General features: G+C 70.1%; 30 protein-coding genes. 6 read left to right on the plus strand and 24 right to left on the minus strand.

Going from position 1 to position 22,107, the window contains the following annotated elements:
- Position 1: 1 nt before the first annotated feature.
- Genes lepB through VM938_08870 form a run of 4 tightly spaced genes read right to left on the minus strand, consistent with a single transcriptional unit; the run spans position 2 to position 2,791 of the window.
- Entirely contained in the window at positions 2-679 is a 678-nt protein-coding gene (lepB, locus tag VM938_08855) for a signal peptidase I (protein HVF75146.1), read from the minus strand.
- A complete protein-coding gene (gene rplS / locus VM938_08860; GenBank protein HVF75147.1) occupies positions 676-1,026 on the minus strand; it encodes a 50S ribosomal protein L19 in 351 nt (116 codons plus the stop codon). The genes lepB and rplS overlap by 4 nt, the downstream gene beginning before the upstream one ends.
- Positions 1,023-1,802 carry a tRNA (guanosine(37)-N1)-methyltransferase TrmD gene (trmD, locus tag VM938_08865; protein HVF75148.1) on the minus strand — a complete coding sequence of 260 codons (780 nt, stop codon included), beginning with the start codon at positions 1,800-1,802 and terminating at the stop codon, positions 1,023-1,025. The genes rplS and trmD overlap by 4 nt, the downstream gene beginning before the upstream one ends.
- Entirely contained in the window at positions 1,799-2,791 is a 993-nt protein-coding gene (locus VM938_08870; protein ID HVF75149.1) for an NADPH:quinone oxidoreductase family protein, read from the minus strand. Before VM938_08870 ends, trmD begins: the two co-directional genes overlap by 4 nt.
- 19 nt (positions 2,792-2,810) lie before the next feature.
- Here VM938_08870 and VM938_08875 point away from each other — a divergent pair, with 19 nt between their 5' ends.
- Positions 2,811-3,143 carry a nitroreductase family deazaflavin-dependent oxidoreductase gene (locus VM938_08875; GenBank protein ID HVF75150.1) on the plus strand — a complete coding sequence of 111 codons (333 nt, stop codon included), beginning with the start codon at positions 2,811-2,813 and terminating at the stop codon, positions 3,141-3,143.
- A 115-nt stretch (positions 3,144-3,258) separates the two neighbouring features.
- Here the strand turns inward: VM938_08875 and rimM are convergent, their stop codons facing one another.
- The 14 genes from rimM to VM938_08945 all read right to left on the minus strand — a co-directional run bounded on the left by rimM (position 3,259) and on the right by VM938_08945 (position 16,605).
- Complete coding sequence (rimM, locus tag VM938_08880) at positions 3,259-3,711, minus strand: ribosome maturation factor RimM (protein HVF75151.1); 453 nt, start codon at positions 3,709-3,711, stop codon at positions 3,259-3,261.
- Positions 3,712-3,719: 8 nt separating this feature from the next.
- On the minus strand, positions 3,720-4,058 hold the full coding sequence (locus VM938_08885; GenBank protein ID HVF75152.1) for a KH domain-containing protein: 339 nt from the start codon (positions 4,056-4,058) through the stop codon (positions 3,720-3,722).
- Complete coding sequence (gene rpsP / locus VM938_08890; protein HVF75153.1) at positions 4,055-4,312, minus strand: 30S ribosomal protein S16; 258 nt, start codon at positions 4,310-4,312, stop codon at positions 4,055-4,057. The genes VM938_08885 and rpsP overlap by 4 nt, the downstream gene beginning before the upstream one ends.
- Before the next feature lie 18 nt (positions 4,313-4,330).
- Positions 4,331-5,671, minus strand: a complete 1,341-nt coding sequence (gene ffh / locus VM938_08895; protein HVF75154.1) for a signal recognition particle protein — start codon at positions 5,669-5,671, stop codon at positions 4,331-4,333.
- Between the two features lie 50 nt (positions 5,672-5,721).
- Positions 5,722-7,359 carry a hypothetical protein gene (locus VM938_08900; GenBank protein ID HVF75155.1) on the minus strand — a complete coding sequence of 546 codons (1,638 nt, stop codon included), beginning with the start codon at positions 7,357-7,359 and terminating at the stop codon, positions 5,722-5,724.
- 47 nt (positions 7,360-7,406) lie between these two features.
- Positions 7,407-8,609 carry a signal recognition particle-docking protein FtsY gene (gene ftsY / locus VM938_08905; protein ID HVF75156.1) on the minus strand — a complete coding sequence of 401 codons (1,203 nt, stop codon included), beginning with the start codon at positions 8,607-8,609 and terminating at the stop codon, positions 7,407-7,409.
- Between the two features lie 55 nt (positions 8,610-8,664).
- Positions 8,665-12,153, minus strand: a complete 3,489-nt coding sequence (gene smc, locus VM938_08910; GenBank protein HVF75157.1) for a chromosome segregation protein SMC — start codon at positions 12,151-12,153, stop codon at positions 8,665-8,667.
- A gap of 45 nt (positions 12,154-12,198) precedes the next feature.
- A complete protein-coding gene (gene mutM, locus VM938_08915; protein HVF75158.1) occupies positions 12,199-13,038 on the minus strand; it encodes a bifunctional DNA-formamidopyrimidine glycosylase/DNA-(apurinic or apyrimidinic site) lyase in 840 nt (279 codons plus the stop codon).
- Positions 13,031-13,768 carry a ribonuclease III gene (gene rnc, locus VM938_08920; GenBank protein HVF75159.1) on the minus strand — a complete coding sequence of 246 codons (738 nt, stop codon included), beginning with the start codon at positions 13,766-13,768 and terminating at the stop codon, positions 13,031-13,033. The genes mutM and rnc overlap by 8 nt, the downstream gene beginning before the upstream one ends.
- A gap of 15 nt (positions 13,769-13,783) precedes the next feature.
- Positions 13,784-14,077, minus strand: a complete 294-nt coding sequence (locus tag VM938_08925; GenBank protein ID HVF75160.1) for a phosphopantetheine-binding protein — start codon at positions 14,075-14,077, stop codon at positions 13,784-13,786.
- Between the two features lie 71 nt (positions 14,078-14,148).
- Positions 14,149-14,895, minus strand: coding sequence for a hypothetical protein (locus tag VM938_08930; GenBank protein ID HVF75161.1), 747 nt, complete (start codon positions 14,893-14,895; stop codon positions 14,149-14,151).
- Between the two features lie 17 nt (positions 14,896-14,912).
- Positions 14,913-15,890 carry a phosphate acyltransferase PlsX gene (plsX, locus tag VM938_08935; protein ID HVF75162.1) on the minus strand — a complete coding sequence of 326 codons (978 nt, stop codon included), beginning with the start codon at positions 15,888-15,890 and terminating at the stop codon, positions 14,913-14,915.
- A gap of 7 nt (positions 15,891-15,897) precedes the next feature.
- Positions 15,898-16,077 (minus strand): 50S ribosomal protein L32, encoded by a 180-nt coding sequence (gene rpmF, locus VM938_08940; protein HVF75163.1) that lies wholly within the window; start codon positions 16,075-16,077, stop codon positions 15,898-15,900.
- A gap of 15 nt (positions 16,078-16,092) precedes the next feature.
- A complete protein-coding gene (locus VM938_08945) occupies positions 16,093-16,605 on the minus strand; it encodes a DUF177 domain-containing protein (protein ID HVF75164.1) in 513 nt (170 codons plus the stop codon).
- Positions 16,606-16,730: 125 nt separating this feature from the next.
- On the opposite strand from VM938_08945, the gene VM938_08950 reads away from it, so the two are divergent.
- Positions 16,731-16,940 carry a type II toxin-antitoxin system HicB family antitoxin gene (locus VM938_08950; protein ID HVF75165.1) on the plus strand — a complete coding sequence of 70 codons (210 nt, stop codon included), beginning with the start codon at positions 16,731-16,733 and terminating at the stop codon, positions 16,938-16,940.
- 100 nt (positions 16,941-17,040) lie between these two features.
- Here the strand turns inward: VM938_08950 and VM938_08955 are convergent, their stop codons facing one another.
- The 5 genes from VM938_08955 to rsmD all read right to left on the minus strand — a co-directional run bounded on the left by VM938_08955 (position 17,041) and on the right by rsmD (position 19,431).
- Positions 17,041-17,451, minus strand: a complete 411-nt coding sequence (locus VM938_08955; protein HVF75166.1) for a putative toxin-antitoxin system toxin component, PIN family — start codon at positions 17,449-17,451, stop codon at positions 17,041-17,043.
- Positions 17,452-17,706 carry a ribbon-helix-helix protein, CopG family gene (locus VM938_08960; GenBank protein HVF75167.1) on the minus strand — a complete coding sequence of 85 codons (255 nt, stop codon included), beginning with the start codon at positions 17,704-17,706 and terminating at the stop codon, positions 17,452-17,454.
- Between the two features lie 116 nt (positions 17,707-17,822).
- Positions 17,823-18,410: a hypothetical protein gene (locus VM938_08965; protein HVF75168.1), complete on the minus strand. Its 588-nt coding sequence runs from the start codon at positions 18,408-18,410 to the stop codon at positions 17,823-17,825.
- Positions 18,407-18,895: a pantetheine-phosphate adenylyltransferase gene (gene coaD / locus VM938_08970; protein HVF75169.1), complete on the minus strand. Its 489-nt coding sequence runs from the start codon at positions 18,893-18,895 to the stop codon at positions 18,407-18,409. Before coaD ends, VM938_08965 begins: the two co-directional genes overlap by 4 nt.
- Entirely contained in the window at positions 18,892-19,431 is a 540-nt protein-coding gene (gene rsmD, locus VM938_08975; GenBank protein HVF75170.1) for a 16S rRNA (guanine(966)-N(2))-methyltransferase RsmD, read from the minus strand. Before rsmD ends, coaD begins: the two co-directional genes overlap by 4 nt.
- A gap of 24 nt (positions 19,432-19,455) precedes the next feature.
- Between rsmD and VM938_08980 the strand changes: the two genes are divergently transcribed.
- From VM938_08980 to VM938_08995, 4 genes are read left to right on the plus strand one after another with little or no spacing between them, the layout of a single operon-like run.
- On the plus strand, positions 19,456-19,857 hold the full coding sequence (locus VM938_08980; GenBank protein HVF75171.1) for a PaaI family thioesterase: 402 nt from the start codon (positions 19,456-19,458) through the stop codon (positions 19,855-19,857).
- Positions 19,854-20,015: a hypothetical protein gene (locus VM938_08985; GenBank protein HVF75172.1), complete on the plus strand. Its 162-nt coding sequence runs from the start codon at positions 19,854-19,856 to the stop codon at positions 20,013-20,015. The genes VM938_08980 and VM938_08985 overlap by 4 nt, the downstream gene beginning before the upstream one ends.
- A 7-nt stretch (positions 20,016-20,022) precedes the next feature.
- Complete coding sequence (locus tag VM938_08990; protein ID HVF75173.1) at positions 20,023-20,922, plus strand: TIGR02587 family membrane protein; 900 nt, start codon at positions 20,023-20,025, stop codon at positions 20,920-20,922.
- Positions 20,919-21,323: a hypothetical protein gene (locus VM938_08995; protein HVF75174.1), complete on the plus strand. Its 405-nt coding sequence runs from the start codon at positions 20,919-20,921 to the stop codon at positions 21,321-21,323. Before VM938_08990 ends, VM938_08995 begins: the two co-directional genes overlap by 4 nt.
- Here VM938_08995 and VM938_09000 read toward each other — a convergent pair.
- Positions 21,310-21,939, minus strand: coding sequence for a hypothetical protein (locus VM938_09000; GenBank protein HVF75175.1), 630 nt, complete (start codon positions 21,937-21,939; stop codon positions 21,310-21,312). The two genes, VM938_08995 and VM938_09000, sit on opposite strands and share 14 nt — an antisense overlap.
- Between the last annotated feature and the right edge of the window lie 168 nt (positions 21,940-22,107).

Consider the following 22,107-nt stretch of genomic DNA (forward strand, 5'->3'; position numbering starts at 1 on the left):
GCTACAGGAAAGATGCGTCGGCCAACGGCCAGACACGGACAACGGCCCGTCCGACGACGGTGTCCTGGTCGATGGTGCCGAAGAACCGGCTGTCGGCCGAGTTTCCCCGGTTGTCGCCCATCACCCACAACTCCCCTTGCGGCACCGTGACCGGCGTGAAGTTGCTGGTTGTCAGGCCCGGAGCCAGGTAGGGCTCGACCAGTTGGCGGCCGTTGACGAAGACGTGTCCGTCCTTGCCTTCGACGGTGTCGCCCGGCAGGCCCACCACCCGCTTGATGAACTCCTCGGTGGAGGGCTGTACGACGCCGACCCGCTCGAGGACCCAACGCACGGGGTTGGAGTTGGTGGCGGGTGCGGGCCCGAAGCCGCGGCTGGGGCGGTCGAACACCACGATGTCGCCGCGCCGGGGTTCGTGGAACTTGTAGGCCAACTTCGACACGACCACCCGGTCGTCGATCTGCAACTGCGGCAGCATCGACCCCGACGGGATGTAGAACGCCTGGGCCAGGAACGTCTTGACCACGAAAGCGATGCAGAGAGCAACGACGAACAGGACCGGCAGTTCCCGCAGTGTGCGCGCCGCGCTGGTCGGCCGCTCCTGTGCGTGTGGCCGAGCGAGTGCCGGGTCCGAAGCCTCCGCCGTGGTTCCCCCCCGAGGCGATGACGCCTCCGGTGTCACCGAGCTGCCCGCTTCTCCTTGATCTTGGCAGCCTTCCCCTGCAGGTCACGCAGGTAGTACAGCTTCGCCCGCCGGACGTCGCCGTGCCGCACGACCTCGATCTTGGCGATGATCGGCGAGTGCACGGGGAACGTGCGCTCCACGCCGACGCCGAAGCTCACCTTGCGGACGGTGAACGTCTCACGGACGCCCGAGCCCTGTCGGCGGATGACGTCGCCCTGGAACACCTGGACGCGCTCGCGGTTGCCCTCGACCACGCGTACGTGGACCTTGAGGTGGTCGCCCGGCGAGAAGGCGGGCACGTCGTCGCGCAAACTGCTGCGGTCGACCAGATCGGTGGGGTTCATGGCGCGGGAGACTCCTCGGTGATGTTCCCGGGGGACGTCACAGAATAGCCATGCTCCTGCAGCAGGCGCACCTCGTCGTCGGAAAGGCCGCCTCGGGCCTCGATGAGATCCGGTCGTCGCTCGATGGTGCGGCGCAGCGCTTGGGCCCGCCGCCACCGGGCGATGCGGCCGTGATCACCCGACCGGAGCACCTCGGGTACGGGTGCGCCCCGGAACTCCGCAGGCCTCGTGTAGTGCGGGTATTCGAGCAAGCCGTCGCTGAACGACTCGTCGTCGGCAGAGGTCTCGTTGCCCATGACCCCGGGCACCAGGCGGGCCACCGCTTCGATCACGACCAGCGACGCCGCCTCCCCACCCGCCAGCACGTAGTCGCCGATCGACAGCTCCCCGTCGACCAGGTGGTCGACGACGCGCTGGTCCACGCCCTCGTACCGGCCGCACAGCAGCGAGAACCCGGGCCGGGCGCCGGCCAGGTCTCGGGCAACCTCCTGGCTGAAGCGGCGACCGCCCGGCCCCAGCAGCAACAGCGGCCGGGGCGGCCCCACCAGCTCGACCGCCCTGAAGATGGGCTCAGGGGCCAGCACCATGCCTGCACCGCCGCCGAAGGGGGCGTCGTCGACCGAGCGGTGGGAGTCGACAGCCGTCGAGCGCAGGTCGTGGACCCGCAGGTCGAGCAACCCCGCCCGCCGGGCCTTGCCGATGAGGCTCTCCCACAGGAAGCCCTCGACCATCGCCGGGAAGATGGTGAAGACGTCGATGCGCAGCGGCTCGCTCATCCGGAGGCGACGTCGACGACGACCTTGCCGTAGGTGCCGCGCCCGCCGAGCGACACCAGCGCAGCAGGCGCCTGGTCAAACGGCACGACCTGCGACACCAACGGGTCGATCAAGCCGTCCGCATAGAGCCGGGTCAATGCCTCGTGCGCCTGGCGGGGCACCTCGGGGCGCCTGCGGTTGTAGAGGCCCCAGTGCACGCCGACAACCGAGTAGTTCTTGACGAGCACGTGGTTGGCCCGTGCCTGGGGAATGCGGCCGCTGGTGAAGCCGATCACCAACAGCCTGCCCTCGAAGGCGATGCACTTGGTCGACTTGTCGAACACGTCGCCGCCCACCGGGTCGTAGACGACATCGGCACCGCGGCCGTCGGTGAACTCCTTGACCGCCTCCACGAAATCGTCGGCCCGGTAGTCGACGGCCAAGTCGACGCCCAGCTCGTGCAGCACCTTCACCTTGTCGGCGCCGCCGGCGGTGGCCACCACCCGCGCACCGGCCGCCTGGCCGAGCTGGATGGCAGCCGAACCCACTCCCCCGGCCCCGGCGTGTACCAGCAGGGTCTCGCCCGGCTGGATGTGGGCGCGCGTGTGCAGCGCCACCCACCCCGTCTGGTACGTGACATGCAGCGCGGCGGCCGATGTCCACGACATGCCTGCGGGCACCGGGTAGAGGGCCGCCGCTGGCGCCACCGTGCGTTCCGCCAAGCCGCCAGGTCCCATGGTGGGCGCCCCCAGCACCCGGTCCCCGGGCGCCAGTCCGTCGACGCCCTCGCCCACCTCGACCACGGTTCCCGCCATCTCGACGCCCGGTGTGAACGGCAGCGCAGGCTTCTCCTGGTACTCCCCCTTGCAGAGCAGGATGTCGGGGAAGTTGAGCGCGGCGGCGGCGACCTCGACCACGACGTGGCCGGGCGGCGGCACAGGCGGGTCGACCTCGTCCAGCCGGAGCACGTCGATCGGCTCGCCCAGCTCGTGCACACGCCACGCTTGCATGGCGCTAGACCGTACTGGCATGGCCGAGGCGTTCTGCTACCTCACGACGACCGGCCGCCGCACCGGCCGAGCGCACACCATCGAGATCTGGTTCGGCCAGGACGGCGACGCTGGCACCCTCTACCTGCTGTCAGGCGGCGGCGACGGGGCGGACTGGGTGCGCAACGGCCGAGCCACACCCGAGGTCACCGTTCGGATCGGCTCGACGAGCTACGACGCCCGCTTCCGGCTGGTCGACGACCCCGACGAAGACGCGCTGGCGCGGCGCCTGCTGCTCGAAAAGTACGACGACAAGGGCGAGCTGGCCGACTGGGGCCGCCGCTCCCTCGCCGTCGCCCTCGACCTGCGCTGAGTCAGTCGAGCCGATAGGCGAGCGACCAATGAGCACAGTGCCTGTCTCGGCGGCCGCAGGCCGTCGAGAACGACCTACGGCGCGTGGCGGGTGACCTGTCCGCGCAACTCCGGCGTCAGTCGAGCAAGCCGGCGGGCGGATCGACCACCACGCGCCCGTCACCCGACGACACCACGAAGCGCAGCGGCACCAAGCCGCTGCTGTCGAGGACCAGCAGGTCGCTGGCCGGGTTGGCCTCTACGGCCGTGACCACGCCGTAGCGGGTGCCGTCGACGCCGACCACCTCGGCGTCGATCAACTCGTGGACCCAGAGCTCGTCGGGGTCGTCGAGGGGCTCAGCCGACAAGATCGTGCCTCGAAGGGCGTCGGCGTCCTCGCGTGAGTGAACGCCGCTGAACGTCACGATCCACCGACCGAGGTGGGGCGACGAGCGTTCGATGGTGAGCGGGCCGTTTTCCGTCGCCAAGACGGTGCCCGGCTCCATGCGTTCGTCGCGGTTGGTGAACAAGGCGACGACGACCTCGCCGCGCAAGCCGTGGGGCTTCACGACCTGCCCGACTTCGAGCATGGTGTCGCTCAGTCGACGATGTCGACGGCCGCCTCGACGCCCTCCCGGGCGCCTGCGGCACGCACGACCGTGCGGATGGCTTGGGCCACGCGGCCCCGCTTGCCGATGATCTTGCCCATGTCGTCGGGCGCCACGTGCAGCCGCAGGTTCACGCCGCGGCGGTCGGGCTCTTGTTCGACGACCACCGAGTCGGGGTCGTCGACCATCTGGCGGGCGACGTACTCCAGCACCCGCTTGGCGGTGCCACCCTCCACCTGGTTGGCGTCGCCCGGTTCGTACTCGACCTGGTTGACGTCGCCCTCTTCGTACTCGACGTCGTCGCCGACCTCAGGCTGGTCGTCGCTCACGACTTGAACTGCTCCCAGGCGCCGGAGATCTTCAACAGCTTCTCGACGGTCTCGGTGGGCTGGGCGCCCTTCTGGAGCCAGCCGACGGCCTTGTCGTTGTCGATCTTGATACCGGAGGGCTCCAAGCGGGGCTCGTAGGTACCGATGATCTCGATGAACCGGCCATCGCGAGGCGAGCGGCTGTCGGCCGCCACCACCCGGTAGGTCGGCTGCTTTTTCTTCCCCATCCGCATGAGGCGGAGCTTCACTGCCACGGTGGCGTCTCTTCCTGTCTATCGAGAGGGCGGGGTCACGCGCCCGCCCTTCTTGCCCTTTTTGTTCTTGCGCATCGCCATCCCGCCGAAGCCCTTCATCATGCGCTGCATCTCCTTGAACTGCTTGAGCAACAGGTTGACCTCCGAGGTGGTCACCCCGCTGCCGTTGGCGACGCGCAGCCGCCGCGACCCGTTGATCAACTCGGGGTTGCGGCGTTCCTCCAGGGTCATCGAGTGGATGATGGCCTCCACTCGAGCAAGCTCACGATCGTCGATCTGAGCCTGCTTCATCTCCTTCGGGATCCCCGGCATCATACCGATGATGTTCTGGAGGGGCCCCATCTTCTTGATCTGCTGCATCTGCTCGAGGAAGTCCTCGAGGGTGAAGCGGCCCTCCATGAGGGCGGCCGCCGCCTTCTCCGCCTCGTCCTTGTCGTAGGCCTGCTCGGCCTTTTCGATGAGGGTGAGGACGTCGCCCATGCCCAGGATGCGGCTGGCCATGCGGTCGGGATGGAAGGTGTCGAAGTCCTCGAGCTTCTCCCCCGTGGAGGCGAAGGCGATGGGACGGCCCACCACTTCCTTGACCGACAGCGCAGCACCGCCGCGGGCGTCGCCGTCGAGCTTGGTGAGGATGACGCCGTCGAGCTCGAGCGTCTGGTGGAAGGCCTCGGCCGTCGTCACCGACTCCTGGCCGATCATGGCGTCGATGACCAGGAAGGTGTAGTGCGGCGACACCTTCTCGGAGATCTGGCGCACCTGCTCCATCATCTCGGCGTCGATGGTCAAGCGACCGGCGGTGTCGACGATGAGCACGTCCTTGCCCAGGCGCTGGGCTTCGGCCAAGCCGTTGGCAGCCACGTCGACCGGGTCGGACGGCTCGCTGAACACGGGCACGCCCACCTGGCCACCCAGCACCCGCAGCTGTTCGACAGCGGCCGGGCGCTGGAGGTCGGCCCCGACCAGGAGCGGGTTGCGCCCCTGCTGCTTGAACCAGCGGGCCAGCTTGCCCGCTGCGGTGGTCTTGCCCGAGCCCTGGAGGCCGGCCAGGAGGACGACGGTCGGCGGCTTCGAGGCATACGCCAGCCGCAGCGTCTCCCCGCCGAGGATCCCGATGAGCTCCTCGTGCACGATCTTGATGACCTGCTGCGCGGGCGAGAGGCTCTTCGACAGCTCGATGCCGATGGTGCGGTCGCGGATGCGCCCGACCAGCTTCTTGACGACGAGGAAGTTGACGTCGGCCTCGAGGAGGGCGACGCGGATCTCGCGCAGGACCTCGTCGACGTCCGCCTCGTTGAGGCGGCCGCGACTGCGAAGGCGCGTGAAGATGCCGTCGAAGCGGTCGGAAAGTGACTCGAACATGCGGGGAGCCAGGGTACTTGACCGCCCCCGACCAGCCGAAAGCGGCGGGCTCAGCCCACCACGATGACGGTGGCCGTGCCCTCACCCTGGCTCGACCAGTGGTTGCACGCCCCCGACTGGAAGGTGAACTTGGCTGTGTAGGTGCCGGGCTTGTCGTACGTGTGTGTGTAGACCTTGGTCAGCTCGCCCCGTTCCTTTGGCGTCTTCTCCGGGTGGAGAGGCAGGGACATTGTGCAGGCGATGCCGCAGTCTTCTTGCGGCGTCGGCACGCCGAAGAACACCGACGGATTGCCGCACTGGTCGACGATCTTGGCGTCGGGGTCTGTGGCTGTGACCTTGAACGTCACCGGCTGGCCCACCTTCACCCGGTCGGGCTCAACGCAGACGTCGACGGTCAGCGGCTGGTTGGCCGGCTCTTGGCCCGCACCGACGCCCGAGGCGGAGCCGCTGCACGAACCGCTGCTGCCTGTCGGCCCCGGCTCAGGCTCGGGCCGCCCCTCTTTGGGACGGGGCTGCTCCAGGTAGCGGTCGGTCACCGCGGGCACCGGTAGCTCGCCGCCACCCTTGACCTCGAAGGCGTAGACGGGCACGAGCACCTCGCCGACCTGCTGGAGGGCCAGGTGCACGGCGGTCAGCGTCACCACGTGGGTGGCGCCCGCCGGATGGCGGTCGTCGTAGAGCGGCATTGGGCCGACAGCCGGACCGCGGCGCAGCCGGTCGAGGCCGCCCTGCACGCCCACCAGCGGGTAGTCGCCGATGGCGCGGGGCGAGGCGAGGAAGCCGTTGCCGCCGACGACCTCGCCCTTGGGCCCGATGGTGATGCTGTGGCCGAAGCCGAGCACGGGCAGCCCACCGACCGAAGGCGACACCGTGGCCTGCCACGACCAGCCGCCGCCCTCCACGCGGAGCGTGTCGAGGGGCACGCCCAATCGCCCGAACACGTCTCGGGCGATGCGCTCGGCGCCCGCCTTGTCGGGCACGTCGGCGGGCGGGTTGGGCGGCGGGGCCGCCTTCGTGGGCGGCGTGGCCGCGCCAGGATCGGGCTCGGGGGCGCCGCACCCGCAGTCGGCGTCGGGCGGGCAGGGCGGGCACGGGCGGACCGACGACGAGCCGCCGCTGCTCGGCGTCGAGCCGGCGCCCGCGTCGGAGGCGACGGAGCACGACGCCGACGATGTCGTCGCCCCCTCCGGGCTGTCACTCGTGGCCGAGTTGCAGGAGGTGACCGGGACCGACGCACAGCCCATGGCTTTCACCGAGTCTTCAGGGGACGACGACACCGGAGCATCGGCACACCCCGACGACAGGTACCACGGTCGCCCTGCGCTGGTCTCCACGTTGAGGTACCGAGTGGCGCCCTTCACCGTGTAGACGCTGCCCTGCTTGCGGGCCTCGCCGTCGAGGCCGAGTGCTCGGGCCAAGCGCTCCACGGCGTCGCGGTCGTCGCCGTCGGGCAGGCGGAAGGCGGGCGCCTCCACCGGCAGCTCGGGCAGGGTGCCCTCCACGACGTAGTCGACGCCGCCGCCCATCGGTGCGCTCATGGCGGCCATGTCGGCGCTTCGTTCGGCACCAGCCGCAAGCGTGGGGAGGCGTTCCAACGATGAGCCCGAGCGGGCAGCCACCACAGCAATGCCTGCCACGGCGACGACGAACGCCGACATGGCGGCGAGAGCGACGATCCGGTTACGCATGCCGGTTGGACGCATCGTCTCGGCCCTCGGTTCCCGCGCTCGCTCCATCAGGCGAACAGGGCGTCGACGAACTCGTCCGGGTCGAAGTCGACCAGGTCGTCGGCCGTCTCCCCCAGCCCTACCAACTTGATGGGCACGCCCAACTCGGTGCGGATGGCCACGGCGATGCCGCCCTTGGCGGTGCCATCGAGCTTGGTCAGCACGATGCCGGTCACGCCCACGGCCTCGGTGAACTGCTTGGCCTGCACCAAGCCGTTCTGGCCGGTGGTGGCGTCGATCACCAGGAGCACCTCGGTGAGGTTGCCCGGCGGCCGCTCGGCGATGCGCCGCACCTTCTTGAGCTCCTCCATGAGGTTGACCTTGGTGTGGAGCCGCCCGGCGGTGTCGGCCAGCACCAGGTCGGCCCCGCGCGCCGCAGCCCGCTCCACGGCGTCGAACACCACCGAACCGGGGTCGCCGCCCTCGGCCCCACGCACGAGATCGGCGTTGACCCGCTTGGCCCACAGTTCCAACTGCTCGGCCGCCGCCGCCCGGAAGGTGTCGCCCGCGGCCATGACCACGGACCGCCCCGCGCTCACCTCACGCAGCCCCAGCTTGCCGATGGTCGTGGTCTTGCCCACGCCGTTGACACCCACGAACAGCCACACGTTGGGGCCGCCCGGCTCCAAGCGCAGCGACCGGTCGCCCTCGCCCAGCCGGTCCTTGAGGTCGGCCTTGAGGGCGTCGACCAGCTCCTGCGGACTGGTCATGCCCTCGGCCTTGACCTGAGCCCGCAGGTCGTCGAGCAGCGCTGTGGTGGTGGCCACGCCGACGTCGGCCCGGATCAGCGCCTCTTCCAACTCGTCCCACGTCTCGTCGTCGATCTTGGACCGCGACAGCACCGATCCGACGTAGCCGGCCAACAAGCTGCGGGCTTTGCCCAACCGGTCGCGGAACCGTGGTCGGACCGGGGCGACGACCTCCGGCTCCGGCTCAGCCTCCGCAGGCTCGGGTTCGGCCTCGACCACGACCGGCTGCGCCCCCAATGGGAACTCGGGCGCCTCCTCGGCCACGTCGACGGCGGCTGCCGCCAAGGCCGCTTCGATCTCGGCCACCTGCTCAGGCGTGAGGTCGGTGCCCTCGGCGGCCTCGACGGCAGGTCCGGAGGCGGGCGGCTCCAGCTCGGGTCGGCGGCCGCGACGGCGGCTCACGACCACGCCGCCCACCGAGGCGAGCAGCACGACGACGATCAGGACGAGGACGATCTCCATGGCGGCGGCCAGCCTACAGAGGGGGTGTGACAGCTATGGCCGCCGACCCGACGGGTCAGGCGCCCGCGGCGACCTTTTCGCTGACCACCTTGGTGGACCCGCCCGGCGCCATCGTCACGCCGTAGAGGCAGTCGGCCGCTTCCATGGTGCGCTTCTGGTGCGACACCACCAAGAGCTGCGCCTCTTGGCGGAACTCGTTGATGAGGTCGATGAAGCGGTGCAGGTTCACGTCGTCGAGGGCGGCTTCCACTTCGTCCATCAGGTAGAAGGGCGACGGCCGGCTGCGGAACACGGCGAACAGGAAGGCCAGCGCGGTCAAGGAGCGCTCGCCGCCCGAGAGCAACGACAGCTTCTTTACGTTCTTGCCCGACGGCCGGGCCTCGACCTCGATGCCGGTGTCGAGCAGGTTGTCGGGCTCGGTCAGCTTGAGCTTGCCGGTGCCGCCCGGGAACAGCGTGGAGAACAGCTTGGTGAAGTTCTCGGCCACGTCCGCATAGGCCGCCGCGAACACCTCGACGATCTCGTTGTCGATGGCCTTGATGACCTTCGACAGCTCCCGACGGCCCGAACGCACGTCCTCCAACTGGGCCTCGAGGAAGGTGTGGCGTTCCTGCAGCGCAGTGAACTCCTCCAGCGCCAGCGGGTTGATCGGCCCCATGAGGCGCAGTTCTCGATCGAGCTCGCGAGCCCGGGCCGACGCCGACACGCCCTCGGGCAGCACCGGGCACTCGGCCTTGGTGGCGGTCTCGGGCTCGCAGTCGAACTCCCGCCGCAGCGTCTCGACGGCAGCTTCCAGCCGCAATCGAACCTCGGCCTCTTCCAACTCGCCCCGCTGCGCCCGTTCCCGCAGCTCGGACAGTTGGCGCTCGGCGGTGGAACGCTCGCGGCGCAGCTGCTCCAAACGGTCGATGGCGGCGCGCATCTTGTCGGTGTGGCGACGGCGTTGTTCGTGCAGGGCGGCCAGCGCCGCTTCCACCGCAGCCAACCGTTCGCCGACCATGGCCGACAGGCGGGCCGTGGCCACCGCCCGGGCCTCGAGGGCCACTCGTCGCGACGCCGCAGCCTCGCGTTCCGACACGTTGCGGTGAAGGCGGTCTTCCACCTCGGCCAAACGGCGGGTCAACAGCGTGCGCCGTTCGTCGAGCCCGGCTGCCCGCACTTCCAGGTCGCGGCGCAGCGCGGCGACGGCGGCCACCCGTTCCTCCAAGCGGCTGCGGGCCGACCGCATGGCCATGACCCGCTCGGCACCGGCGGCCTCCTCGGCCTCCAAGGCGGGGAGCATCGATTCCAACTCGGCAACCCGAGCCTCTTCCCGCTCGACCCGCTCGCGCAGTTCGTCGAGATGCGAACCCACGGTCTCCTGTTCGACAGCCACGTCGCGCCGCTCGGTCTCCAGCCGCTGCAAGGCATCGCCCGCCGCCGTGAGCCGGGAGTCGTTGGCGTCGAGTTGCGTGGCCAGGTCGGCCTCGGCGGACCGAGCGGCCGACAACGACGACCGCGCCCCCGCCAGCGCCTCGCGGGCTGCGGCCACCCGGGCCGTGCCGTCGTCGGCCCGGGACCGGGCCTCCTCCAGCGCCGCGCCGGTGGCGCCGGTGCCGCCTGCGCCCGCCCGCCAACCGGTGGCGGCGAAACGGTCGCCCTCGCGGGTGACGGCCACCACGCCGGGGTGCAGCAGGGCCAAGTCGAGAGCCCGCTCCCAGCCGCCGTCGACTGCCACGGCATGGCCCAGCAACGTGTCGAGCAAGCGGTCGACCGACGGCAGCCGCGACCGCACGTGCGAGCGCACCGGCTCGCCGCCGACCGCCGCCGCGTCCAAGGCCAACGACGCCGGGAAACCCACGGCATCGAGCGCCAACACGGCGCCGCCTGCATCGCCCGCTCGCAACGACGACAACGCGGCCCGCGCCGTCTCCACCCCGTCGACCACGACGGCGGCGATGGCCTCGCCCGCGGCGGCCTCGAAGGCGGCTTCCCATCCCTCGTCGACCTCGACCAGTTCCAGCAAGGTGCCGACCACGCCGGGCACGTCGGCCAGTCGTTCGGCGCCCGCTCGGGCGCGGGCCTCGTCGAGGGCCAAGGCCAAGGCGTCGGCTCGCGCCGTCCACGTCTGGCGTTCCTGGTCGACCGTGCGCAGCGTCTCTTCGGCGTCGGCCAGCACCGCTTCCGCCGCCGCCCGGGCCGACTCGGCTGCTTCGAGCGCCTCGACCAAGGGCTTCTCGGCGGCGTCGGCTTCGGCCACCTCGGTGCGCCGCCGTTCGATGTCGGCATCGAGCCGTTCGCCCTTCTGCTGCAAGGCCGCCAGCCGGGCCTCGCCCTTGGAGACCTCGCCCCGGCCCCGCTGCGCAGCCGAGCGCAGCGCCGAAAGCTCGCCCCGCACCTCGGCCGCTTCCCCGCCGACCGCGGGCACGGCCGAGTCGTCGCCCCATTCGGCCTCGAAGGCGGCCCGCTCGGCGGCCAACGACTGCTCGGCGGCGCCCAGCTCGTCGTGCTGGGGCACCAGCCCCTCGGCCTCGGCGGAGACGGCCTGCAACTGGGCGGCCAGCGACGAGGCATCGGACTCCAACGAGGCGATGACGCCTTCGTCGACCGATGCCGCCAGCTCGCGCTCGATGGAGCGGCGCCGTTCGGCCAACACGGCCGCCACGCCTCGAGCCCGTTCCCGCAAGCCTTCGAAGCGCAACAGCGAGTCGCCCAAGTCGTCTGTGCCCTGGGCGGAGACGCCCGCTTCGGCCACGGCCACGTCGGCGTCGAGCCGGGCCAACGCCTGGCGCACCTCGGCCTCGGCCTTGGCCAACTCGACCTTGGACCGGGCACCTGACTCCAGCCGGGCCTGCAACGTGGAGATCTCGCGCCCGGCCAGGAACAGGCGGATGCCCTGTGACTCCTCGACCAGCGAGCCGTGGCGGCGGGCGGCGTCGGCCTGGCGCTCCAGCGGCCGCAGTTGGCGCCGCACCTCCCGCAACAGGTCCTGCAACCGCAACAGGTTGCCTTCGGTGGCTTCCAGGCGGCGCTGGGCCTTCTCCCGCCGGCGCCGGTACTTCAGCACCCCCGCCGCTTCCTCGATGATCAGCCGGCGGTCCTCGGGCCGGGCGTCGAGGATGGCGGCCAACTGGCCCTGCGACACGATGACGTGCTGCTGGCGCCCCACACCCGAGTCGGACAGCAGTTCTTGGATGTCGAGCAGCCGGCACGGCACGCCGTTGATGGCGTACTCGCTGTCGCCGTTGCGGAACAGCGTGCGGGTGATCGTCACCTCGGAGAACTCGATGGGCAGCAGTCCGTTGGCGTTGTCGATGGTGAGGCTGACCTCGGCCCGGCCCAAGGCGGGGCGCTTGGCCGAGCCCGCGAAGATGACGTCTTCCATCTTCTGCGACCGCACGGTGCGCGGGCCTTGGGCGCCCAGCACCCAGGCGACAGCGTCGACGATGTTGGACTTGCCGCTCCCGTTGGGCCCGACGACCACGGTGATCCCGGGCTCGAACTCCAGCGACGTGGCGTCCGCGAAGGACTTGAACCCCTTGAGGGTGAGCGACTTCAGGAACACGCGAAGGTCAGGTTACCGACGGGTCGAGGGGCGCGCGCGCATGGTTCAGACCTGGCACTGACCGCAGAAGAAGGTGGACCGGCCGGCCGCTTTCGTGCGCACGATCGGGGTGCGGCAGCGGCGGCACGGCTTGCCCTCCAGGTCGTAGACCTTGTGCTCGCCCTGGTAGCCGCCGACCTCGCCGAACAGGTCGCGGTACTGCTCGTCGGCCAGCGACGAACCCCGGTGCTTGATGGCGTCCTGCAGGGTTTCGACCATGGCCCGGTAGAGGCGGCGGACCTCCTGCGACGACAGCGTCTCCGAGCCCCGATCGGGGCGCAGGCCTGCGGCCCAGAGGATCTCGTCGGCGTACATGTTGCCGATGCCGGCGATGAACTTCTGGTCCATCAGCAGGGCCTTGAGCTTGGCCTTCTTTGCCGTCAGCCGAGCCCCGAAGGCGTTCCACGACATCACGTCGTCGAGGGGGTCGAAGCCGAGGTGGGCCAGCTCGGGGCAGGCCTCCTCTACGCCGTCGATCGAGGTCACGAACAGCTCGCCGAACGTGCGGGGGTCGACGTAGCGCAGCTGGCCGCCCTGGGTGAAGGTGATGACGACGTGGGTGTGCTTGGCCAGGGGGTCCTTGGGCCCCTTGGCCCGCAGCAGCTGGCCGCTCATGCCCAGGTGGATGACGAGCACGTCGCCGCCCTCCAGCTTGACCAGGAGGTACTTGCCCTTGCGGACGACGCCGGTGATCTTGCGGCCCTCCAGCTTGGCCACGAAGTCCTTCTTGGACTTGTGGCGCCGGATGGAGCGCACGCCGGTGGCCTCTACGGCCTTGATCCGTTTGCCCACCACCTCACGATCGAGGTCGCGTCGAATCGTTTCGACTTCGGGAAGCTCAGGCACCTGCGGCCACCTCACCCTGCTCGTCGCGGGCCTCGGCCTGCAGTCGTTCCCACGCCACTCGGGCGGCGGCCTGTTCGGCCTGTTTCTTGGAGCGGCCCTCCCCCTCGCCACACGCCCGGTCGCCCACGTGGACGGTGGCGAAGAAGCACTTGGCGTGGTCGGGGCCTTCGTCGAGGACCTCGTAGCGCGGCAGCTGGTCGTAGCGCCGGGCGCCCAGCTCCTGCAGGCGGGTCTTGTAGTCCTGCCCGCCGGGGCCCACGGCTGCTTCGGCGATGCGCTCGCCCACCAGCCGCATCACGAGGTCGGCGGCAGCGTCCCAGCCGCCGTCGATGTAGGTGGCGCCGATGACGGCCTCCATGGCGTCGGCCAGGATCGAGGGCTTCTCCCGCCCGCCGCTCAGGTCTTCGCCCTTGCCCAACAACAGGGCGGCGCCCAGGTCGAGCTCGGCGGCGACTTCGGCCAGCGAGGCGGAGTTGACGACCGAGGCCCGCACCTTGGCCAGCTCGCCTTCGGGCAGTTCGGTGTAGGTGCGGAAGACGTGGTCGGTCACCACGAGGCCGAGCACGGCGTCACCGAGGAACTCCAGGCGTTCGTTGGGGTCGGTGTTGGTCGTCTCCGCGCACCACGAACGATGGGCCATGGCGCGCGCCAAGAGGGCCGGGTCGCTGAACTCGTAGCCCAACCGCTTGGCGAGCGCGTCGAGCTCCGTTCGCTCGCGGGGCTCCGACACGTCCGGCTCCAGGGCTCAGGCCTCGAGCTTGGCGACCACGTAGTCGACGGCGTCGCGCACCGTCTTCAGGTCCTCGAGATCTTCGTCGTCGATGCGGAAGCCGACACTGCGCTCGCTGAGCTCCTCTTCCAGCGCCTCGACCAGTTCGATCAGGGCCAGGGAATCGGCGGACAGATCGTCGGCGAAGGACGCGCCTTCGGAGATCTTGCCGGGCTCGATTTCGAGGATGTCGGCGAGGCGGTCACGGATGAGCTCGAAGACCTGGGTGCGGTCCATCGGGCCTCGTTCCACGTGGGTTTCTGCGGGCACTCCTGCTCCTCCGGGGGACGTCGCAGCACGTCATCCTACCGGCAAGTGGACTTTGTGCGCTTGTGACCGTTTTAGTCGGGCAGCTCGAGGTGGCGCACCTGATCAGGCGGCGGCACCTCCACGGGGGCTGCCGTGCCGAAGTCGAAGAACTCGATGGTCATCGAGCTCGACATGATGGTGCCCTCCGCCACCGTGCTGACGCGGCGCAGCACGCTGTCGGTGCCGACCCACATCGAGTAGCGCATCTCCTTCAGGCCGATGGCCTCCAGGAACTGCCGGTTGCGCCCGCTCGCAGCGCTGAGGGCGGCCGGATCGATATCGGCCACCCATCGGGTGGTGGGCACCCCTCGAACGTCCTCGGTGCCGTCGGCCCGCACGTCTCGGGCAAAGCCGGCCCGACGGAGTTGGTCGAGCGCCGCCAGCGGGTCGTCGGCGGTCAGGCCGAGGCCGAAAGGCGACGCTGCAGTCTGCCTGGGCCGGTTGTCGACCACCAGCCACCGCTGCGGAGCTGCCGCCTCCAAGCTCGTGTACGTGACGCCGTCGGCAACGAGGAGCTCGGACCGCGGTGTCTCACGAACGAGGGTGAAGCGCTTGCGCTCGAAGTCGATGCGGCCTGTCGCGGCGATCGCCGTCGGCTCGTCGCCCATACGCATCGAGGCGTGGAGGGAAAAGGCGGCCGTGCCCGTACGGGCCGTTGCTTCCGCGGCGGCCACGAGCACGCCGTGGGGCTTGTCCTCGTCGACCGTGACCAGGCCTACGGCGGCGGCGACGAACAGGGCTGCATTCGCCAGCGCCGTCAGTCGGACCCGATCCCCCATGGGCCGAGTGTACGGGCCTACGTGGCGGCGACGGCGGCGGCCAGCCGGTCGGCCAGCCCCTGCTCGACCATGTCGCGAGCGACCCGCACGGCGTTGACGATGGCCTTGGCCGACGACGAGCCGTGGCTGATGATGCACACGCCGTCGACGCCGAGCAGGGCGGCGCCGCCCTGGCTGTCGGGGTCCATCTCCTCGGCGAGCGGCAGCAGGAGCGGGATGAGGACCTCGGACGCCTTGATCGCCTCTTCCGTCGAGACCATGGCGCCGAACACGGCGTCGCGCATGAACTTCACGGCGCCTTCCAGGGTCTTGAGGGTGACGTTGCCGGTGAAGCCGTCGGTGACGACCACATCGACGGCTTCGGTGAGGATGTCGCGGCCCTCGACGTTGCCCACGAAGTGGACGCCGGGGGCGCCGCCTGCGAGCAGGGCGTGGGCTTCTTTCACCAAGGCGTTGCCCTTGGTGTCCTCTTCGCCGATCGACAGGAGCCCGACCCGGGGCTTGTCGATGCCGTAGCGCTCGGCGGCGAAGACGGCGCCCATCTGGGCGAACTGCACGAGCCACGCGGGCTTGCAGTCGGCGTTGGCACCCGCGTCGAGCAGGACGGTGGGGGTCGAGCCGGGGACGGGGATAGGCGTGGCGATGGCGGGGCGGGCCACGCCGGGCAGGCGGCCCATGCGCAGGAGGGCGCTGCCCATGGTGGCGCCGGTGTTGCCCGCGCTGATCATGGCCGATGCCTTGCCGTCGCGCACCGCCTCGGCGGCGCGGACGAGCGAGCTGTCCTTCTTGCGGCGGACGCCCGCCGCCGGGTCGTCGTGCATGCCGATGACCTCCGACGCCGGGATGACGTCGAGGCCGTGGGTGTCGCCGATGGCGGCGGGGTCGCCCACGAGGACGACGGGCACGCCGAGTTCGTGCGCTGCCTGCGCGGCGCCGGCGACGATCTCACCGGGTGCACGGTCGCCGCCCATGGCGTCGACCGCGATGGGCAGCACCGGCCGGCTAGCCGACGTCGATGGCCTGGCGGCCGCCGTACCAGCCGCAGTTGGGGCAGACGACGTGCGGGAGCTTGGCGTGGCGGCACTGCGGGCAGACGCTGCGGGCGGGGACGGCCAAGGTCCAGTTGCTGGCCCGACGGCTGCGGCTCTTGGCCTTGGAGGTCTTCTTCTTGGGGACGGCCATCTCGGTCGCTCTCTCTTATGTCTCGTGGCGAAGCGCGTCGAGCGCCGCCCACCGCGGGTCGGTTGCCTGCGCCCGGCACGAGCACCCGCCCTCGTTGAGGTTGGCGCCGCACGTGGGGCACAGCCCCTGGCACGCCTCCGCGCAGAGGGGCGCCTGGGGAAGTTCCAGCAGGACAGCGTCGCGCGCCAGCGGGGCCAAGTCGAGTTGCTCGCCCATGAGGGGGTAGGTCTCGTCGGCGTCGCTGCCCGGCTCGAACAGTTCCCGGACCTCGGCGTGCACCGTGCCGGCGGCGGGGCCGAGGCAGCGGCGGCACTCGCCTTCCCAGGTGGTGGTGACGGTGCCGTGGGCCATGATCCCGCCGTGCACCGACTCCAGGTCGACGTCGACGCACACCTCGATGCCGTCGGGGACGTGGGCGCTGGTGACGGCCAGCCCGGCGAGGACGCCGCACCGGCGCTCGCTCTGCACGGTGCCGCCGGGGCCGCGCTTGAGCGCGGTGACACTCACGAGAAACGGGTTGGGGGCCACGCCGTCCAGTGTAGAAACCCGACCTCGGTCCGCAGAACGCCCTCTGTCCCGAGTACATAGCGTGCCTTTTCCGCACCCTATGTACTCGGGAGTGCGACCTACGATTTGCGGCTGGAGGAGACGCGATGACGGCCTACCGGATCGAAGTGTTCTGGAGCGACGAAGACCAGGCCTGGGTCGCCGATGTCCCCGACCTTGCGTACTGCAGCGCCCACGGAGCCACCCCGCACGAAGCGGTTGCCGAAGTCGAGGTCGCCATGCAGGCATGGGTGGAAGCCGCCCGGGCCACGGGGCGACCGGTGCCGGAACCGACCCCGCGAGCCGTCCGAGCCTGACGCCCCGCTGTCCCGAGTACATAAGCGTGCCTTTTCCGCACGCTATGTACTCGGGAGTGCGACCTACGATTTGCGGCTGGACAAGACGCGATGACGGCACTCAGGTGGGAAGGAGTCTCGCCGCCGCTTCGGCAGGGACCAGCACCTCGAGGTGCTCCACCTGCACGCTCAGGAGGTCTTTGTCGCCGGAAACCAGCAGCGAACCCGTGGCGAGCGCAAGGGCGACGAGGTAGTCGTCGTCGGGATCTCGGCACACCTGTGCAGGAGGCCCGTCGCTCTCCATGACCGCCGCCTCACGCAGGAGCCGCAGCATGTCGCTGACGACGGTGTTGTCGAGGCGCGAGGCGAGCTTGGGCCGCAACAGCACGTCGCTGAGCTCTTCAAGCAGATGGGGGCTCACGACGAGGTTGAACTCGCCGTCCACCCAGGCGTCGAGGAGGTGGCCGGGCGGCCCGTCTGGATTCAGCAGGCCTGAAACGATCACGCCCGGGTCGAGCACGACCCGGGCCACCTACGACGCCGCTCGCTTCGACCGAGTGCGGCGGGCGGCCCGAAGCTCGGCATAGGCGAGGTCCGTCGCTTCGTCGTCGCTTAGACGGGGGCCTCTCGCCGTGGCACGCAACTGCTGCAACTTCAACCCGGTGAGCTGCCTGGCCAGCGTCCGCTCGACGACGCGGGAGCGAGTCTCGCCCGACCCCCGGGCGGCCTCGTCCAGCGCACGAAGCACGTCGTCGCCAAGGCTCACGGTTACCCGTCGTCTCGCCATCCCAGCATTGTGCCAGGGGTCGACAGTCCGTTCAGGGCGTTTGACGATTCCCAGCCGCTCGGTGGCTCTGCGCAACCGACGCTGCCATTTGGTGAGCTAATTACTCCGGACGGGGGTTACTCGGTGTCTTGGTCGAAGAAGGCTTCGTCGACGCCGGGTTGGGCGTCGTCGACGAAGCCGGTGCTGCGGCCCTGCTCGGGGCTGAGGGGGGCGGGGGTGACGCGGAGCTTGTCGCGGCCCGCCTGCACGGTCTTCGTCGTGCGCTCCAACACGATCTCGAACGCCGCGAGCTTCTGGTCGCAGTAGTCCTCGGCCTCGAGCTTGAGCCTGCGGGCCTCGTCGTCGGCCAGCTCGACCGTGCGCTTGGCCGTCTGCTGGGCCGAACGGACGATTTCGGTGCGCTGCACCATGCGTTCGGCCCGCACCCGTGCGGCCTCGAGGATCTCGTCGGCGTCGCGCTGGGTCTTGGCCAGGAACTCCTCACGCTCCTTGAGCATCCACCGGGCCTCCCGCAGCTCCTCGGGCAGCCGGTTCAACGCCTCTTCGAGCAGTTCGACGACCTCGTCCTTGCTGATGAGCACCGACGCCGACAACGGCATCGACTTGGCGTTGCCGATGATCTCGACAACCCGCCGCAGCAGGGTCTCGGCGTCGATGTCGGCGGGCAACGCGGGTTGGCGGTCGAGGCTGTCGTAGTCACTCATGAAGAGGTGAACTTCTCCTGGAGGCGCTTGGCCACCGGTTCGGGGACCATCGAGCTGATGCGATCGGCCCCGCCGTAGCGGGCGATCTGGCGCACCAGGTTCGAGGCGATGAACGAGTGCGACGACGCGCACGGGATGAACAGCGTGTCGATGCCGGAGATGGCGTGGTTCATCTGCGCCTGCTGGAGCTCGTGCTCGAAGTCGGACGCCACCCGCAGCCCCTTGATGAGGACGTCGGCCCCCACCTGTCGGGCCAGGTCGACGACCAGGCTGCCGAACTGCTCCACCCGCACGTTGGGCAGGTGCGAGATCGAGTCCTCGATCATCTGCTTGCGCTCCTCGTAGGAGAAGAGCGGTTCGCCCTTCTGCGGGTTGCGCATGGCGGCCACGACGACGTGGTCGAAGTGCAGGGCAGCCGTCTCGATGATCTCCAGATGGCCGTTGTGGATGGGGTCGAAGGAACCCGGGAACAGGGCCGTCCTCACCGGAGGTCGCCCGGGCTGTCGAGTGCAGTGTGTGCCACGTGGACCACGGTACTGCCGTACCGCTTACACCTGAGAAGTTCCCACCGCCCCCCGAGGTCGAGTTCCCGGTTCGACTCCGCCACCAACAACTGCGCCCGCACCCGCTCGAACACCACCGGCCACTGCTCGAAGGCGTACGGCGGGTCGGCGAAGGCAACCTCGAACGGCCCCGCCGTCTCCAGCCACCGCACCACGTCGAGGCGCACGACCTTGCCCCGCTCGGCCAGTCCGAGGGCGTCGAGGTTCTCCTGCACCAAGGCCGCGGCCGACCGGTCGCGCTCCACGAACACGGCCGACGCCGCCCCCCGCGAGAGCGCCTCGATCCCCAGCGCACCGGTGCCTGCGAACAGGTCGACCACGGTGGCGTCGTCGACCCCGCCCAGGGTGTCGACCATGTTGAACACCGCCTCGCGCACCCGGTCGCTGGTGGGCCGGATGTCGTGGCCCTTGGGGGACCGCAGGGCACGACCCCGCTCCGAACCGCCAACCACGCGCATGGGGGCACGGTAGTTTCGCCCGTCGTGTCGTTCGAAGACGTAGCCGGCGAAGGCATCACCGGCGAGGACCCGCTCGGGCTGGGGCTGCGCTTCTGGCGCGTCGGTGACCGCCTCGTGGCCCGCTTCCAGCCGAGGGCCGAGCACCGCGGCCCGCCCGGCTTCGTGCACGGAGGCATGGCCGCCGCCGTGCTCGACGAGGTCATGGCCTCGCTCGGCTGGGCCCTCGACAAGACGCCGTGCGTGACGGCCAAGCTCGAGCTCCGGTACCGCAAGGGCGTGCCCCTCGACGGCGGCCCGGTGCGCGTGGAGGCATGGCGGGAGCGGCTCGAATCGCGCCGCACCCAGAAGGTCAGCGGCCGCATCCTGCTGGCCGACGGCTCGGTGGCGGTCGAAGCCACCGGCCTGTTCGTGCAGGTACGCCCGTGACCGACAACGGAAACGAGCACGAGGCGCCCGAGGTCATCGACTGCGTCGACTGCGGCGGCCGCTGCCACCTCCTCAACTTCTACGACGGCCTGGCCACCTACCGGTGCGAGGACTGCCGCGACCGCTGGGATGTGCTGTTCGAGGCAGAACGGGAATAGACGGCCCGTGCCTGCCGCCACCTCCACTGCCTCCGAAGCCGACGCCGACGCCGACGCCGGCCCGTGGCGCCAGGAGGCCACCGACCTGGTGCGCGCCGTCTCCGGCGGCATGCTCTTCGGCATCCCGCTCCTCTACACGATGGAGGTGTGGTGGATCGGGAGCGAGACGCAGACGCCCCGCATGGTCGGCGTCCTGCTGTTCATGTTCGTGCCGGTCTTCCTGCTCACCCGCACCGCCGGGTTCCGCACCACCAAGGACATCCGCTGGCGCGACGCCGTGATCGACTCCGTGGAGACGGTGGCCATCGCCGTGGTCAGCGTCTTCCTGCTGCTCGTCCTGCTGCGGGAGATCACCATGGCCACGCCGCTTGAAGAGGCCCTGGGCAAGATCGTCTACGAAGCCACGCCGTTCGCCATCGGCAGCGCTATCGCCCAGCACGTGCTGCGCCGGGGCCGGGCCGAGGGCGACGACGACAGCGGCGGCAACGACACGGCCGACGACGAAGGGCTGCACGCCACCGTGGTCGACGTGGGGGCCACCACCATCGGCGCCGTGTTCGTGGCCTTCAACGTGGCGCCCACCGACGAGATCCCCATGCTGGCCGCAGCTATGCCCGCTGCCTGGCTCATCGCCATGATGGGAGCCTCGCTGGTGATCTCGTACTGCATCGTGTTCGTGGCCGGCTTCTCCGACCAGAAACGGCGCCACAGCCAACCGGGCATCCTCCAGCACCCCATCACCGAGACGGTGGCGTCGTACCTCATCTCGCTGGTGGTGGCGGGCGGGATGCTGTGGTTCTTCCAGCGCCTCGCCACCGAGAACCCGACCTCGGTGACGCTCTCCCACGTGATCGTGCTCGGGCTCCCGGCCGCGGTAGGCGGCGCAGCAGGAAGGTTGGCGGCATGAGCGGCAAGAAGAGCGACAAGAAGCAGGAAGAGGGGCGCAGCGCCGCCGAGTGGGCGACGTTCGCCGTCTCCGTCCTCATCCTGCTGGTGCTCGTGGGGCTCATCGCCAAAGAAGCGGGAGAACCTGATCGGCCTGCGTTGCCCGAGGTGGTCGAGACAGGGCCGGTCGAGCGCCACGGCGAGCGCTTCCTCGTGCCCGTAGTGATCCGCAACACAGGCGGCGCAACGGCCGAGAGCGTGCAGATCGTGGCCGAGCTCACCATCGGCGCCGAGGTGACCGAGGCCGACCAGACAGTGGAGTTCCTGGCCCGCGACGAATCGGCGGAGGTGGCCTTCGTGTTCGACGAGGACCCGGCGGGTGGCACATTGGACGTCCGCGTCGTCGGCTTTACGGTGCCTTGACGCAACACTCGCAGCACCGGCAGCACCGGCAGCACCGGCAGCACCCGCACCCGCAGCACCCGCACTCGATCAGGAGGCGACGCACCGGCAGCGGCCGGCGTCGCACCACGATGAACTCCTCGCGGGCAAAGAGGCGCACGTCGTCGCCGACGGTGTCCCAACCGAGGTCTGGGGCGTCAACCGTCTCGACCACGACTTCGCCGCCATGATGCGGCAGGAGCCACGCTTGTCCGACGGTGAGGTGCGACAGGGGGATGATCGCACCGCCGTTGAGGGCCTCCTTTACCTTCTTGCCAACCGACCCGACCAGTCGCGACAGCGTCGCCGGACTCACCACCAAGTCGAGCGTCAATCGGCGGAGGTGTTGCCGCGCATTTCCGATCACATCGGGGAGCGTGGCAAGCGTGGCCGATGTCTCAGGCGCGGCAGGGTCGAAGGCGGCCTCGACGTCCCGGGCCAGCACCAGCGCCGCCGCTTGCGCTGAACGAATGGCCCACTCCTCGACCTGCGGAGAGGTTTGCGGGTCGAGCGTGTCGAGCGTGTCGCGGTCGAGCAGTACCTCGGTCTCGACCGTTCTCGATCCGACGACGGCGGCTGTGACCTCCTTGACAGACACCCCGCTGGGCAGGCCCGGGACGTGCAGGTCGGATAGCGCCAGGTCACCCACCCGTACGCGACCCGCCGACGGATCCGCCGTGACCCCCTCGAACACGTCGAAAAGCGAACGCCACCGCGGCTCCAGCTTCGCCACATCCTCGAGTCGCTTCCTGATCTCAGGCAGGGC

The sequence above is a fragment of the Acidimicrobiales bacterium genome (genome assembly GCA_035536915.1).
GTDB lineage: Bacteria > Actinomycetota > Acidimicrobiia > Acidimicrobiales > JAHWLA01 > JAHWLA01.

Excerpts from the sequence above, each read along its gene's own strand:
- VM938_08900 (HVF75155.1), bottom strand. The coding sequence starts at position 7,359 with ATGCGTAACCGGATCGTCGCTCTCGCCGCCATGTCGGCGTTCGTCGTC.
- VM938_08965 (HVF75168.1), bottom strand. The coding sequence starts at position 18,410 with ATGAGTGACTACGACAGCCTCGACCGCCAACCCGCGTTGCCCGCCGAC.
- VM938_08930 (HVF75161.1), bottom strand. The coding sequence starts at position 14,895 with ATGGGGGATCGGGTCCGACTGACGGCGCTGGCGAATGCAGCCCTGTTC.
- rimM (HVF75151.1), bottom strand. The coding sequence starts at position 3,711 with ATGCTCGAAGTCGGGCAGGTCGTGAAGCCCCACGGCTTGCGCGGCGAG.
- VM938_08995 (HVF75174.1), top strand. The coding sequence starts at position 20,919 with ATGAGCGGCAAGAAGAGCGACAAGAAGCAGGAAGAGGGGCGCAGCGCC.
- VM938_08875 (HVF75150.1), top strand. The coding sequence starts at position 2,811 with ATGGCCGAGGCGTTCTGCTACCTCACGACGACCGGCCGCCGCACCGGC.
- rplS (HVF75147.1), bottom strand. The coding sequence starts at position 1,026 with ATGAACCCCACCGATCTGGTCGACCGCAGCAGTTTGCGCGACGACGTG.
- rsmD (HVF75170.1), bottom strand. The coding sequence starts at position 19,431 with ATGCGCGTGGTTGGCGGTTCGGAGCGGGGTCGTGCCCTGCGGTCCCCC.
- ffh (HVF75154.1), bottom strand. The coding sequence starts at position 5,671 with ATGTTCGAGTCACTTTCCGACCGCTTCGACGGCATCTTCACGCGCCTT.
- VM938_08960 (HVF75167.1), bottom strand. The coding sequence starts at position 17,706 with ATGGCGAGACGACGGGTAACCGTGAGCCTTGGCGACGACGTGCTTCGT.
- trmD (HVF75148.1), bottom strand. The coding sequence starts at position 1,802 with ATGAGCGAGCCGCTGCGCATCGACGTCTTCACCATCTTCCCGGCGATG.
- rpmF (HVF75163.1), bottom strand. The coding sequence starts at position 16,077 with ATGGCCGTCCCCAAGAAGAAGACCTCCAAGGCCAAGAGCCGCAGCCGT.
- ftsY (HVF75156.1), bottom strand. The coding sequence starts at position 8,609 with ATGGAGATCGTCCTCGTCCTGATCGTCGTCGTGCTGCTCGCCTCGGTG.
- VM938_08870 (HVF75149.1), bottom strand. The coding sequence starts at position 2,791 with ATGCAAGCGTGGCGTGTGCACGAGCTGGGCGAGCCGATCGACGTGCTC.
- VM938_08950 (HVF75165.1), top strand. The coding sequence starts at position 16,731 with ATGACGGCCTACCGGATCGAAGTGTTCTGGAGCGACGAAGACCAGGCC.